This window comes from Acinetobacter brisouioides (genome assembly GCF_004331075.1).
In the GTDB taxonomy this organism is placed as follows: Bacteria; Pseudomonadota; Gammaproteobacteria; order Pseudomonadales; family Moraxellaceae; genus Acinetobacter.
In genome coordinates, this window is record NZ_SJNX01000001.1 from 184154 (window position 1) to 197773 (window position 13620).

Below are 13620 nucleotides of genomic sequence, written 5' to 3' on the forward strand. Positions count from 1 at the left end.
GTAACTGACCCTGTTTCAAACAGGGTCATGGCTTGTATGGAAAAATTATGGCATTAATCGTACAAAAATATGGTGGTACCTCAATGGGAACACCCGAGCGCATTTTAAATGTAGCTCGTCGCGTGAAGCGCTGGCATGATCATGGTCACAAAGTGGTTGTGGTGGTGTCTGCAATGAGTGGTGAAACCAACCGCTTATTGTCTCTCGCGAAAGCCATTACCGAGACACCTGATCCTCGTGAACTTGACCAAATGGTATCTACGGGTGAACAGGTTACTATTTCCATGTTAGCGATGGCACTCAATTCTATTGGTGTCGAAGCTAAATCTTACACAGGTCGTCAAGTGGGTATTAAGACCGACAGCGCCTTTACCAAAGCTCGTATTGAGGCAATTGACACTGATGTCATGACTGCCGATTTAGATGCTGATCGTGTCATTGTGGTTGCTGGCTTCCAAGGTGTAGATGCGTTTGGCAATACAACAACACTTGGTCGTGGTGGTTCAGATACGACAGGTGTTGCACTTGCTGCTGCACTCCGTGCAGATGAATGCCAAATCTATACAGATGTCGATGGTGTATATACAACCGATCCACGTGTTGCGCCAAAAGCCAAGAAAATTGATCGTATCTCTTTTGAAGAAATGCTTGAAATGGCATCTTTAGGCTCAAAAGTTTTACAAATTCGTTCAGTTGAATTCGCAGGAAAATATCAAGTGCCACTGCGTGTATTGTCAAGTTTTGACAATGACAATGACGGCGTATTTAATGATGAATTCAAACAAAACGTAGGTACACTCATTACAACTGAAGCGGAAGACACTATGGAACAGCCTATTATCTCTGGCATCGCATTCAACCGCGATGAAGCTAAATTGACTATTTTAGGTGTGCCTGATGAACCAGGTATCGCTTCAAAAATCCTATCGCCTATCGGTGCTGCCAACATCGAAGTCGATATGATCGTACAAAATATTGAAGAAGATGGAACAACCGACTTTACCTTCACTGTAAACCGTACTGACTTTGCTAAAGCCAAAGCAATTTTGGACAACATTGCAAAAGAAATTAAAGCACGTGAAGTCACTGCACGTGATGATATTGTGAAAGTCTCTATCGTGGGTGTTGGTATGCGCTCTCATGCAGGTGTTGCAAGTAAAATGTTTACTGCACTTGCAGAAGAAAACATCAACATTTTGATGATTTCAACTTCAGAAATCAAAATTTCAGTATTAATTGAAGAAAACTATTTAGAGCTTGCTGTTCGCAGTCTGCACACAGCGTTTGGTTTAGACCGTGAACACGGTGAAAGCAGCGCACGTGCTTAAAGCTTATTCACTATCTTCAGTTTTTAGGAAGATGAGTGAGAAAAAAGCAGAGCCGCTCTATGGAAACTAGGGCGGCTCTGTTATATTAGCAAAGAATATTTAGAAAATATTTAACAATCACGGTATCATACTGCTTCTTATTAGTAGTTACCGCATGCTGTTAAAATATTTTTTCTGAGGTTGTGGTTTAATTTTTGCATAACAGCAATGCAGGTTTAGCGATTAGCAAGGAGACAAACATGCTGATTCTGACTCGTCGTGTCGGAGAAACTTTAATGATTGGGGATCAAGTCAGTGTGACGGTACTTGGTGTTAAAGGCAACCAAGTTCGCATTGGTGTAAATGCTCCCAAAGAAGTATCAGTGCATCGTGAAGAAATTTATCAACGCATTCAACATGAACGCGCTATGCACGAGCACCTTCAAAACATTGATCAAGATTATCAACCATCATTTTACGATGATGAATTTAATCAAAATAAATTTAACCGCTAATGACAGATGGTATATCGTTATATGGTCTGTAAAAATATTAAAAGCGATCAAACAGATCGCTTTTAATATTTTAAGTGCTTATTCTAAGCCCAAAGCCTTTCTCACGGGCTTATAGCTGCGACGATGCTGCTCAATAACACCAAATTCAGCAATTGCATCAAAATGTGCTTTCGTTGGATACCCTTTATGCTTAGCAAATGCATATTGTGGATATTGCTGATCCAGCAGGAACATTTGCCGATCACGCGCCACCTTTGCCAAAATACTGGCGGCACTAATTTCAGCGTGAGTTGCATCGCCTCCAACTATTGCTTCACAAGCGATAGTTAAGCCTTTCGGGATTTGGTTACCATCAACCAAAACTTTATCAGGTTGTATAGATAATCCAGCAACTGCTCGACGCATTGCCAAAAAAGTCGCTTGCAAAATATTCAATTGATCAATTTCTTCATGCGTTGCTTCGGCAATTGACCATGCCAAGGCTTTTTCCTGAATTTCCACAAACAGTTTTTCACGTTTCTTTTCAGTCAGTTTCTTGGAATCATTTAACCCATCAATTGGGTTGTTTGGATCCAAAATCACCGCAGCAGCCACTACCGAACCGACTAAAGGTCCACGACCTGCTTCATCTACACCTGCAATTTTCATGCTGCTACCCTTATTTAAGGTTTTAAGGCTTCGGCAACACACTGGTTCAAGGTACGTGTAACCGCATTACTAACAATAGTAGTTCGTGCAGCTGGGTCAATAGCAGCGGTTGCCAAATCAACTGCTGTAATATTTTCAGGGGCTTTGTCACTTACACAACCACAAATATTGGTTTGTACAGTTTGTTGCTGCTCTGTGGTCATGGCACGGCTCATCATTTTCCATGCTGGTTGGTTATCGAGCTCTGTTGTACATTTAGCGTTAATCGCAATTTTGATGGCAGTCATACCTAGCTGTTGTGCTGTTGTTTGATTTGCACCTGTTGCTAGAGTTCCATCTGTTGCACATCCACTAGATAAGATTGCGATTGCACAAAGTGCCCCAAAAGTTTTTTTCATTTGCTACTTACCTTACAGTTAATCAAAATAGTTTGCCCAAAATAACCAGAACACCATGATCTTTTTCTAGTGCCCACCTGCTATTTGTATAAAATTACAGCACAATCATAGGATTGTTCTATATTTCACACAGCACTGTTACGCAGATTGCATTTTAAGCCAAGATACTCGATTTTTATAATACAAAATCATTAAACTGCTTCTGATCAAAAAGCTTTATGAATACAAAATCTGCTTATTACACACGTACTGCTCAGTTTTTACACTGGCTGATGGCAATCATTTTTATTAGCGCATGGATCATCGGTTTTTATAGTGGCAACTTCCTCAGCTATGAAACCGATGGTGCATTTAAAGGTGATGTCATTACCCTGCATAAAAACATTGCAACAACGATTTTATTTTTAGTGGTGATTCGCATTTTCTGGCGCTATACCCATCCTGCCCCACAACTTCCTGATAGCATGTCAGCAGGCATGAAAACCTTGGCTCACTTCGGGCATTTGGCGCTATATTTTATGTTACTGGCACTGCCGATCACAGGCTGTTTATTCAGCTGGACTGCTGGACATCCTGCACCTGTACTGTATTTGTTTAATATCCCACGATTACTCGATACCAATCCTGAAATTATGGCAATTGTAAAACCCATCCATATTTATCTATCTTGGACAGTGGGCTTATTGTTAGTTGGTCATATTCTGGCAGCACTAAAACATCATTTTGTTGATAAAGATACAGTCTTGCTTAGCATGACACGCCAACCTAAACCATAAATAAAAGGAACGCAATTGCGTTCCTTTTATTTCAGCTATAGCACGTGAATTTGATTAATCCATTTCTCTTTTTCAGCATCTTCCAAGAAAGAGGCTTCAAATGAATTAATCGCCAATTTCTTCAATTCATCTTCACTCAAATCCAAAGCTTCTGCAACTGCAATAAAATTGTCATTCATATAACCGCCAAAATAAGCGGGGTCATCTGAATTCACAGTCACACATAAACCTTGTTCAAGTAAGCGTTGAATATTGTGCTCACGCATATCTTTTACAACACAGAGCTTTAAATTACTTAACGGGCAAACGGTCAATGGCATGCGTTCTTGTGCTAAACGCTGCATGAGTACAGGGTCTTCTTCTGAGCGCACACCATGGTCGATACGATTCACTTTTAGTAAATCTAGTGCTTCCCAGATGTATTCTGCTGGGCCTTCTTCACCTGCATGTGCAACAATCAGGAACCCTGCTTCACGCGCCTTGGCAAAAACGCGTTCAAATTTTTCTGGTGGATGCCCGACTTCACTTGAATCAAGCCCCACGCCAATAATTTTGTCTTTAAATGGCAAAGCTTGCTCAAGCGTTTCAATCGCATCTGCTTCGCTTAAATGACGCAAGAAGCACATAATCAGCTCCGAGCTAATGCCGAGCTTACTTTTTGCATCTTCACAAGCGCGCAGCAAACCATTCAGTACCGTTGCAAAGGCAATCCCACGTACTGTATGCGTTTGTGGGTCAAAGAACATTTCGGTATGTACCACATTGTCCTGTTGGCATTTTTCAAAGTATGCCCAAGCCAGATCATAAAAATCTTGCTCATGAATCAGAACATTGGCACCTGCATAGTAAATATCTAAAAAAGATTGCAGATTATGGAAATTATAGGCTTGCTTGACGTCCTCAATCGTTTCATAAGGAATAATAACTTGGTTGCGTTTTGCAATCGCAAACATGAGCTCAGGCTCAAATGTACCTTCAATATGTACATGCAGCTCTGCTTTTGGCAAAGCACGAATGAGATCAAGTTGACTCATGTTATCTCCTAAAAACAAAAAGGGTGCAAACCAAGTTTACACCCCAACTTTCAATAAAAAACTAACCACCAAAGGCAATAAACTTAATCACCCAAAGCACTGCCACAATCCATACCATATAAGGCACGCTGCTTGCTTTACCTGTAAACAGTTTAATCAAGGCATAGCTAATAAAGCCCATGGCAATACCATCAGCAATTGAGTAGGAAAATGGCATAAACACCAAGGTTAGGAATGCAGGAACAGCTTCAGTAATATCATCCCATTCAATATGAGTGATACCCTGAATCATCAACACGCCAATAAAGAGCAAGGCTGGTGCTGTTGCAAAACCAGGAACTGATTGAGCCAGTGGTGCGAAGAACAAGCATCCCAAAAACAGAATTGCAACCACAACGGCTGTTAAACCTGTACGTCCACCTGCAGCAACACCCGATGCAGATTCAATATAAGGCGTCGTTGAAGATGTCCCAAGTGCAGCACCTGCAATAATTGCGCTTGAGTCAGCAAACAAAGCTTTTTTCAAGCGCGGTAATTTACCTTCTTTTAATAGCCCTGCACGATGTGCAACCCCAACCAATGTACCCGTTGAGTCAAACAAATCGACTAAGAAAAATACAAAAATCACCCCGACCATACTCGCAGTAAACAAACCTTTAAAGTCCATCTGCAAGAAGGTTGGTGCTAGTGATGGCACTTCGCCCACAACACCTTGGAACTTGTTTAAGCCCATTACGGTCGAGATCGCTGTAATTGCCAAAATACTAATAATAATTGCACCGCGTACACGGAAGTGATGCAGCACGACAATCATCAAAAAGCCAAGTAAGGTCAACAAAACTGTCGGCTGCTTAATGTCACCCAAGCCCACTAAAGTGGCGTCATTATGAATAATAATGCCTGCATTTTTTAACGCGATCAGTGCCAGAAACAGACCAATCCCGCCACCGATTGCAAATTTGAGTGACATTGGAATAGCATTGACAATTGCTTCACGAATTTTCAAAAAGCTAATCAGAACAAATACACAGCCTGAAATAAACACCGCAGCCAGTGCAGTTTGCCAATGCACATGCATCCCCAAACATACAGAATAAGTAAAGTACGCATTCAGACCCATGCCTGGTGCAAGTGCAATTGGATAATTGGCAATCAGCCCCATCACCAAACAGCCAATTGCCGCAGCCAAACAGGTTGCTACAAATACAGCGCCATGATCCATTCCTGTCGTGGAAAGAATCATCGGGTTGACAATAATGATGTAACACATGGTGATAAATGTAGTTACACCAGCAAGCACTTCGGTTCTAAACGTTGTCTTGTTTTCACTTAACTTAAATAAACGCTCAAGTACACCTGATGAAGATTGAGGAGTCGCCATATACAGCCCTTGAAAAAAATGCTGATTGCACACCGCTGCGCATCAGCATTCACGAAAATGCGTAAAACAACATATATTGAGTCTATACCAAAGCTTATGGACAACCCATATATGCATGTAAGTCACTTTAACCATTGCGAAATGAAATTAAAAAAGCCGCATTTCCGATGCAGCTCATTTTAATTTTTGGCAATCAGTCAGTGTTCAGCCAAAAAACTATGCTTTAGTATAACATAAGTCAGTAAAATGTTATATTTTGTGATGATATTGTCAGTTCTTTTTATTACCCCATTGTGCCAAGGTTACACGATCATTTTTTCCATAATCCTGTACTGTGCGAATCTGACTAAATCCTGCTTGTACAAATAAATCCCGAACTGCAGCACCCTGATCATAACCATGTTCAAGCACCACCCAACCTTGTGGGTTTAACCAGCTCACAGCCTGATTAATAATAATTTTCAAGTCCGCCAGGCCTTTCTGCTGAGCAATCAAAGCCCGCTCAGGTTCAGCACTAAGCTGCTGTAAATGTACATCTTCTGGGTCAATATATGGTGGATTTGACACAATCAGATCAAATTTCTGGGCTGGAATCGCATCAAACCATGGGCCACATATAAACTGTACTTGTTGTAACTGATGGCGCTGGGCATTTTCTTGTGCCACCTGTAAGGTCGGCAAATAGATATCGGTTGCCAACACTTGCCAATGAGGGCGCTCACTCGCGAGTGACAGTGCAATCGCTCCCGTACCCGTGCCTAAATCCACCATCGAACATTGCTCAGGTAATTCCAGATTCAGTACAGTGTCCACCAAAATTTCGGTGTCGGGGCGCGGCACAAGCGTATCGGAAGTGACTTTCAGATCAAGCGTCCAAAAAGGTTGTGAACCTGTGACATAAGCCAAAGGTTCTCCCTGTTCCAGACGTTGCAACCCTGCCAGATATTGCTGAGTTTGTGCTTCAGTCAAACTTTGCTCTAAACGAAATTTGAGCTCTAGCGCTCCAACTTGCACAATATGTTCAAGCAGCCACATGGCTTCCTGACGTTCGTAACTGTCAGGATCTCCTCGTAAATTCAGCGCTTCGGCAATCTTCATTAGCCGCCATTTTCCTGTGCAAGAGATGCCAACTGATCTGCCTGATACTCACGGTGCAAGCTATCAAGCAACTCAGTCAAATCACCTTCCATAATCGCATCTAGCTTATATAAAGTCAGGTTAATACGATGGTCTGTCATGCGTCCTTGCGGATAGTTATACGTACGGATACGTTCTGAACGATCACCTGAACCTACCAAGTCACGGCGCATTTCAGAAGTTGCTGACTCTTGAGCTGCACGTTTGGCATTTTCCAGACGAGAAACCAACAACGCCATGGCTTTGGCTTTGTTTTTATGCTGTGAACGCTCGTCCTGACACTCTACCACGACGCCTGTTGGAATGTGGGTAATCCGCACCGCTGAGTCTGTTTTGTTAATATGCTGACCACCTGCACCTGATGCACGGTAAGTATCAATCCGTAAATCGGCAGAGTTAATTTCAACAGTGGTGTCAACATCAACTTCAGGTAAAATCGCTACGGTACACGCTGAGGTGTGTACGCGACCTTGTGATTCGGTTGCTGGTACACGTTGTACACGATGCGCGCCACTTTCAAATTTTAAACGACCATAAACGCCATCGCCATTGACCAAGCAAATGACCTCTTTATAGCCACCGTGTTCGCCTTCATTTTCTGACAAAATCTCAATACGCCAACCTTTTGTTTCAGCGTATTTACTATACATACGAAACAAATCACCTGAGAAAATCGCAGCTTCGTCACCACCTGTTCCTGCGCGAATCTCCAAATAAGCTGAGTTGGCATCATTTGGGTCTTTTGGAATCATTAAAATATTCAAATCAGCTTCAAGCTGTTCGATTAAAGCTTTATTGTCTTTGATTTCTTCTTGTGCCATATCCTTAAAATCAGGATCACTGAGCATGGCTTCAGCAGTTTCAATATCTTCTTCTGCCTGACGATACTTTTGCCAAACTTCAGTAATTTCAGACAAATCGCTATGTTCACGGGATAATTTGCGAAATCGCTTATTATCAGAAATCACTTCTGCATCCGCCAATAATGCGGTTAACTCTTCATGGCGGTCAGAGAGCTGGTCTAATCGTAAACGCAACGATTCTTTCATTGTAAAAATATCTCAATAATAACAGTGCTAAAACTAGCAGAATTTGAACTGCGCATAGTTTAACGTATTCTTCTCAGAAATAAACCTCAGCATTTTAATACAGAAATTCGATCACTCCTCCGCAATAAATATTCAGCAATTCCACAACATGGTAACAAAACTGCCTGAGAGATATTCAAACCGAACGATTGATCATTTAATGAATTATTTTAATATAAAGCATACAAACATTAACTAAAGCATTGCAAGGTTGAGGAAATTCTTCATGATTACTCTGTAGTCTCTTGTTACCTTTGTCAGCAGTCAAGAATGTCTGATGACATGGAGCAATGAAACAATGAAAAAATTTGCAATGATCTTAATGAGTGCCACGTTGGCAACATCCGCTATGTCAGGTATTGCACATGCAGGCGACACAGCCAATGTCGCAATTACTAGTGCGCTTGGTAGTGTAGTCGGTACTTCAGTTGGTCGTCATATTGGTGGTAACGGTGGTGCTTTAGTTGGTTCAGCGATTGGTGGTGGTGCAGGTGCTGCGGTTTCAAGTAACCGTCATAACCGTACTTCTGCTGCCATCGGTGGTGCAGTAGGTGGTGCAGCAGGTTACTCCGTGGGTAAAGATGTGGGTGGTTCTAGAGGCGGTCTGGTTGGTGCAGGTCTTGGTGCAGCAGGCGGCTCAGTAGTAGGTAACAATATTGCCAAAGAAAGACGTGCTGATCGTAACTATTACTATGGTCAACAGCGCCATCACCACAAACGCCATCATCATGACTACTATCGTTAATTGATATTTTAATCATTCTAAAATGGAGTATATTAAGTTTTGACTATTATAATAACTCCATTTTAACTATGGCAAATCTCAGCGATATTCACTTTTCGATTATAGAACTGGCTTCAATACGTGAAGGTCAAAGCGTTCAAGCGACCTTGGCGCATACTCTGCAGCTGGCCCAATATGCCGAACAACTTGGCTATCATCGTATGCTGTTAGCAGAGCATCACAATATGAGTGGGATTGCCAGTTCTGCAACTTCAGTTTTACTGACCTATTTACTTGCCAACACCAAACATCTGATTTTAGGTTCAGGTGGCGTGATGTTACCCAACCATGCTCCTTTAGTTGTTGCAGAACAGTTTGGGACTCTAGCCACACTGTTTCCTGAGCGTGTTGTGTTGGGCTTAGGACGCGCACCTGGTACAGACCCAATCACCATGCGGGCGTTACGCCGCGGCAATCAAGCATCTGAAGATCAGTTTCCACAAGATGTTTTAGAAATTCTGCAATATTTTAAACAACCACGTCCCAATCAACAGATTATTGCTACGCCTGGGCAAAATACCCATGTACCTGTTTTACTATTAGGTTCAAGTTTATTTAGTGCTCAGTTAGCAGCTCAGCTCGGTTTACCTTACGCTTTCGCTTCACATTTCGCGCCACGTTTTTTAGAAGAAGCTATAAAAATTTATCGGGAAAATTTTCAACCTTCAGAATATCTAGATAAACCTTACATCTCGATTGGCGTTCCTACAGTCGTGGCAGAAACCGATGAAGAAGCACAGTTTTTAGCTACAACTGCCTATCAACGTATTTTGGCTCTCTTGCGCGGACAAAGCTTAAAACTCAAGCCACCTGTATCATCCATGCAAAATTTATGGTCTGCGAGTGAACTAGAGGCTGTAAAAAATTTCTATGGCCTTGCCCAAATTGGCTCAGTAAAAACCGTACAACACGGGCTACAACAGTTAGCTGAACGACTGGCTGTAGACGAATTCATTTTCACCTGTGACATTTACGATATGCAAAAACGCCTAGATAATTTTCAGTACCTCATGCAGATAAAATAAACTAACTCAACAGGTCACCATGTTTTTGTTAAAGTAGCAATACATCGTGGCCTTACTATTATGTTATAATATAACAAATTAGTTCTTTTGAGTTGTTGGTCATGTTGTTGAAACGGATTGGTGTAATTCTAACAATTTCTTGTGGTTTTACTGGTTGCACCCAGACACCTCCGATTTCAAAAACAACATCTACACGTCCTATCCAACCAACGACATTCTCTCCTCAAAGTAACTTACTACCACCTGCATCTTATCAAGCATGGCTTTTGCAAAGCGATCATCAATTTAAAGTACAAGCATATAAAAATTTTCTCACACAGCAACGTGTTGAATTTGTTGTACCAGACTTTCAAATGTTTCGTTCTGCCCGTGATTGGCAACAATGTCATTATGATGAATACGATGTGCCAGATCCATCCGTATGGGGAAATGCTGCAGCAACTTTACGGCTACTCAAACATTTACATGATGAAGGAATTGTCAGCAATATTGAGGTGACATCAAGTTATCGTTCTCCCTACTTAAATCGCTGTGCTGGGGGCGCGAAATCATCGAGCCATTTGCTTAACTCAGCAATTGATTTTCGAATTGGTTCTCCTCAACCATCGGAGCAAGAACAACTTGAGATTCAGGCAAGTAAACTAAAACTCTGTAAATTTTGGCAGCAACAAGGTCAAAATTGGCGTATGGGACTAGGTATTTACAATACAGGGCAAATTCATATAGATACACAAGGTTTCAGAACATGGGGGCCCGATCATACGTGGCACAGCTCCCTATGTGGCGAAATTATTTCTTAAAATTCCCCATAAAAATATCCGCCAAATTGACGGATATTTTTATGTCCAGCTAGGTGCTGAATTAACGAAATTTCTTATGATTGGTATCACGAATATCCAGTAATTTTTTACCTTCTTGCTTTGCTTGTGCCAACTGTCCAGCTTTTACTAATGCATTGGTTTTATCAATTTCACCAACCAACTGATCAACCCCTGCATGATAAGCTTTTAACTGCTTTGGGTCTTTTTGTACTTTAGCAGGAGCCAGTTTTTTTGAATCAAGCGCAGCAGCGCGCATTTTAGTTAAAGCAGCAGTTGCTTGTTGGGCATTATCGCTACCTGCAAATGTTTTATAACCAATTGCCAAAGTACGCATGTCATCTTCTAAGGTTGCTGCCATTCCCCACTGGCTTGCTAACATACTCGAAACTGCTAAAACACCAGCGACTACAAATTTTTTCATCATCACGTCCCTATAAAATATTGGGTAAGTTTTATTGATTTGGCAAGCATGCCATAACCACACAACAAAATAGAAGATAAAGCGCTATTATCACATTGAATTTGAGTAAATTAATGTTAAGCACTTGTGTATATATAAAACAATATCAATACTTTCTTTCCACTGAAAAGATACTGCAACATGCTAATTCTAAAAAAAACTTCCTGTTTCTACACTCTCAGGATTTTTAGGTGCAGGCGAAGCTAAATAACCAAACCATATTTTAAATAACCGCAAAGGTCGCCAAGTTACGGTGATTGTCAATCACATACCCAAGTTAGATATTCATGCAATCCACACTGCTATTAGTGATCAGCATTCCAATCTCTAGGCTAACTCACATCCAGATATAAGGTTTCCTTGACTTCTTCCATCACCACATAGCTATGCGATGACGCTGAAGCAGGCAATTTTTTCAGTAAATCACCAAGCAAACGACGGTATGCACTCATCTCTTTCAGGCGAGCTTTCACCAAATAATCGAACTCACCTGATATGAGATGACATTCCAACACTTCTGGAATTTGTGCCAAGTCATTCGCAACACGATCAAACACATCTCCCGACTTTGCCGAGAGTTTAATCTCAAGAAAAACCAGCAAATTTTTGTCTACTAATGCTGGATTAACGCGCGCATAATATCCTGTAATAATACCATCGCGTTCGAGACGTTTGACTCGCTCAGAACAAGGCGTTGTTGATAAATTTACCCGTGTTGCAAGCTCACTGATGGCAATACGCCCATCTCTTTGCAAAATATCCAAAATGAGACGATCTGTACGGTCTAATGCACGCATAGATTTTTTCCTTCCTTAGTCGCTATTTTTCAGTAAAAACTCATAAAATTCACTATATTTTAGCCTTTAAAATAGTGAAAAAAACTGATTATCTAACTCTATACTAGCAAAATCAACTAAGGATTTACACAGAGGGTTTGTGATGCATGTCATCATTCTAGGCAGTGGCGTAATTGGAGTAACCAGTGCTTATTATCTCGCAAAACAAGGGGCAAAAGTGACGGTGCTTGACCGCCAGCCAAACCCTGCTGAAGAAACAAGTTTCGGCAACGCGGGACAAATTTCTCCTGGATATTCAACACCATGGGCAGCCCCTGGTATTCCATTAAAAGCCATTAAATGGATGTTCCAGCGTCATGCACCATTGGCAATTCGTTTAGATGGTACTTTGTGGCAACTTAAATGGATGTCACAAATGCTCGCAAACTGTAATGCCGAGCGTTATGCCATCAACAAAGAACGCATGACACGTGTGGCTGAATATAGTCGTGACTGTTTACGTGAACTCCGTAAAGACACAGGCATTAACTATGAAAACCGTTCAGGTGGCACATTACAATTGTTCCGTAATGAAGCACAAATTGAAGCGGTACAACGCGACATTAAAGTCCTTGAAGAATGTGGTGTACCTCATCAACTTCTAACAGCAGAACAATTGCCGAGTGTCGAACCTGCTTTAGCACATGCTAAAGACCATTTGACTGGTGGTTTACGTTTACCGAATGATGAAACAGGTGACTGTTACTTGTTTACCAACCGTCTTGCCAAAATTGCTGAAGATTTAGGTGTTGAATTCCGCTTTAACCAAAATGTGGAATCTCTAGTCTGGGAAGGCGATAAAATTACAGGCGTTAAAGTTGGTAATGAAATCCTAAAAGCTGACCAGTTCGTCTTAGCATTTGGTAGTTATAGCCGTGATTTTATTGCACCACTAGGTCTAGACGTTCCTGTTTACCCTGTAAAAGGTTATTCAATCACTGTACCGATTGTAGATGAATCTTTAGCACCACAATCAACAGTCCTTGATGAAACCTACAAAATTGCGGTCACACGTTTTGACAACCGTATCCGTGTTGGTGGTATGGCAGAACTTGGTGGTTTCGATTTACGCCTAAACCCAAATCGTCGTGCGACTTTGGAAATGGTGGTAAATGACTTGTTCCCAGGTGGCGATGTTTCCCAAGCAACTTTCTGGACAGGCTTACGCCCGATGACACCAGACAGTACACCAATCATTGGAGCAACCAAATATAAAAACCTATTCTTGAATACAGGTCACGGTACGTTAGGCTGGACCATGTCTTGTGGTTCAGGAAAATTACTCAGCGACATTATTTTTAATAATAAAACAGAAATTAGTACAGAAGGTTTGGCAATTAGCCGTTACGGACATTAAGTTTCCTGCTCTCTCCCAACTAAAAGAGCTGACCTCGGTCAGCTCTTTTTTTA

The 13620-nt window shown here is 41.4% G+C and carries 15 protein-coding genes and 1 pseudogene; 8 read left to right on the top strand and 8 right to left on the bottom strand.

The window, feature by feature from the left end; translation table 11 throughout:
* The first annotated feature begins 47 nt into the window (after positions 1–47).
* Positions 48–1328, top strand: coding sequence for an aspartate kinase (locus tag E0H77_RS00840; RefSeq protein ID WP_131374238.1), 1281 nt, complete (start codon positions 48–50; stop codon positions 1326–1328).
* A 239-nt stretch (positions 1329–1567) separates the two neighbouring features.
* On the top strand, positions 1568–1822 hold the full coding sequence (gene csrA, locus E0H77_RS00845; protein ID WP_004753025.1) for a carbon storage regulator CsrA: 255 nt from the start codon (positions 1568–1570) through the stop codon (positions 1820–1822).
* Between the two features lie 78 nt (positions 1823–1900).
* On the opposite strand, the gene rnhB is transcribed toward csrA, so the two are convergent.
* Together rnhB and E0H77_RS00855 are read right to left on the bottom strand one after the other, a co-directional pair.
* On the bottom strand, positions 1901–2470 hold the full coding sequence (gene rnhB / locus E0H77_RS00850) for a ribonuclease HII (protein WP_131374240.1): 570 nt from the start codon (positions 2468–2470) through the stop codon (positions 1901–1903).
* 14 nt (positions 2471–2484) lie between these two features.
* Complete coding sequence (locus E0H77_RS00855) at positions 2485–2868, bottom strand: hypothetical protein (RefSeq protein WP_131313462.1); 384 nt, start codon at positions 2866–2868, stop codon at positions 2485–2487.
* Positions 2869–3086: 218 nt separating this feature from the next.
* Here E0H77_RS00855 and E0H77_RS00860 point away from each other — a divergent pair, with 218 nt between their 5' ends.
* A complete protein-coding gene (locus E0H77_RS00860; protein WP_131374243.1) occupies positions 3087–3644 on the top strand; it encodes a cytochrome b in 558 nt (185 codons plus the stop codon).
* Between the two features lie 35 nt (positions 3645–3679).
* Here the strand turns inward: E0H77_RS00860 and E0H77_RS00865 are convergent, their stop codons facing one another.
* From E0H77_RS00865 to prfA, 4 genes are all read right to left on the bottom strand, one after another.
* A complete protein-coding gene (locus E0H77_RS00865) occupies positions 3680–4678 on the bottom strand; it encodes an adenosine deaminase (RefSeq protein ID WP_131374246.1) in 999 nt (332 codons plus the stop codon).
* A 61-nt stretch (positions 4679–4739) separates the two neighbouring features.
* A complete protein-coding gene (locus E0H77_RS00870) occupies positions 4740–6059 on the bottom strand; it encodes an NCS2 family permease (RefSeq protein WP_131374249.1) in 1320 nt (439 codons plus the stop codon).
* Positions 6060–6329: 270 nt separating this feature from the next.
* The gene (gene prmC, locus E0H77_RS00875) at positions 6330–7157 is read right to left on the bottom strand and encodes a peptide chain release factor N(5)-glutamine methyltransferase (protein ID WP_131374251.1); all 828 of its coding nucleotides are present in this window, start codon (positions 7155–7157) and stop codon (positions 6330–6332) included.
* Positions 7157–8245 (bottom strand): peptide chain release factor 1, encoded by a 1089-nt coding sequence (prfA, locus tag E0H77_RS00880; RefSeq protein WP_131374253.1) that lies wholly within the window; start codon positions 8243–8245, stop codon positions 7157–7159. The genes prmC and prfA overlap by 1 nt, the downstream gene beginning before the upstream one ends.
* A gap of 337 nt (positions 8246–8582) precedes the next feature.
* On the opposite strand from prfA, the gene E0H77_RS00885 reads away from it, so the two are divergent.
* From E0H77_RS00885 to E0H77_RS00895, 3 genes are all read left to right on the top strand, one after another.
* Positions 8583–9029 carry a glycine zipper domain-containing protein gene (locus tag E0H77_RS00885; protein ID WP_228258271.1) on the top strand — a complete coding sequence of 149 codons (447 nt, stop codon included), beginning with the start codon at positions 8583–8585 and terminating at the stop codon, positions 9027–9029.
* 68 nt (positions 9030–9097) lie between these two features.
* Positions 9098–10093 carry an LLM class flavin-dependent oxidoreductase gene (locus E0H77_RS00890; RefSeq protein ID WP_131374259.1) on the top strand — a complete coding sequence of 332 codons (996 nt, stop codon included), beginning with the start codon at positions 9098–9100 and terminating at the stop codon, positions 10091–10093.
* Between the two features lie 101 nt (positions 10094–10194).
* Positions 10195–10893 (top strand): YcbK family protein, encoded by a 699-nt coding sequence (locus E0H77_RS00895; protein ID WP_131374261.1) that lies wholly within the window; start codon positions 10195–10197, stop codon positions 10891–10893.
* A 61-nt stretch (positions 10894–10954) separates the two neighbouring features.
* Here the strand turns inward: E0H77_RS00895 and cybC are convergent, their stop codons facing one another.
* Positions 10955–11335 carry a cytochrome b562 gene (gene cybC, locus E0H77_RS00900; RefSeq protein WP_228258272.1) on the bottom strand — a complete coding sequence of 127 codons (381 nt, stop codon included), beginning with the start codon at positions 11333–11335 and terminating at the stop codon, positions 10955–10957.
* Positions 11336–11531: 196 nt separating this feature from the next.
* Here cybC and E0H77_RS13865 point away from each other — a divergent pair.
* Positions 11532–11666, top strand: a pseudogene (locus E0H77_RS13865) (GTP-binding protein); the annotation flags it as partial.
* Between the two features lie 40 nt (positions 11667–11706).
* Here E0H77_RS13865 and E0H77_RS00905 read toward each other — a convergent pair.
* The gene (locus tag E0H77_RS00905; protein WP_131313452.1) at positions 11707–12171 is read right to left on the bottom strand and encodes an Lrp/AsnC ligand binding domain-containing protein; all 465 of its coding nucleotides are present in this window, start codon (positions 12169–12171) and stop codon (positions 11707–11709) included.
* Between the two features lie 142 nt (positions 12172–12313).
* Between E0H77_RS00905 and E0H77_RS00910 the strand changes: the two genes are divergently transcribed.
* A complete protein-coding gene (locus tag E0H77_RS00910) occupies positions 12314–13567 on the top strand; it encodes a D-amino acid dehydrogenase (protein ID WP_131313451.1) in 1254 nt (417 codons plus the stop codon).
* Positions 13568–13620 lie beyond the last annotated feature (53 nt).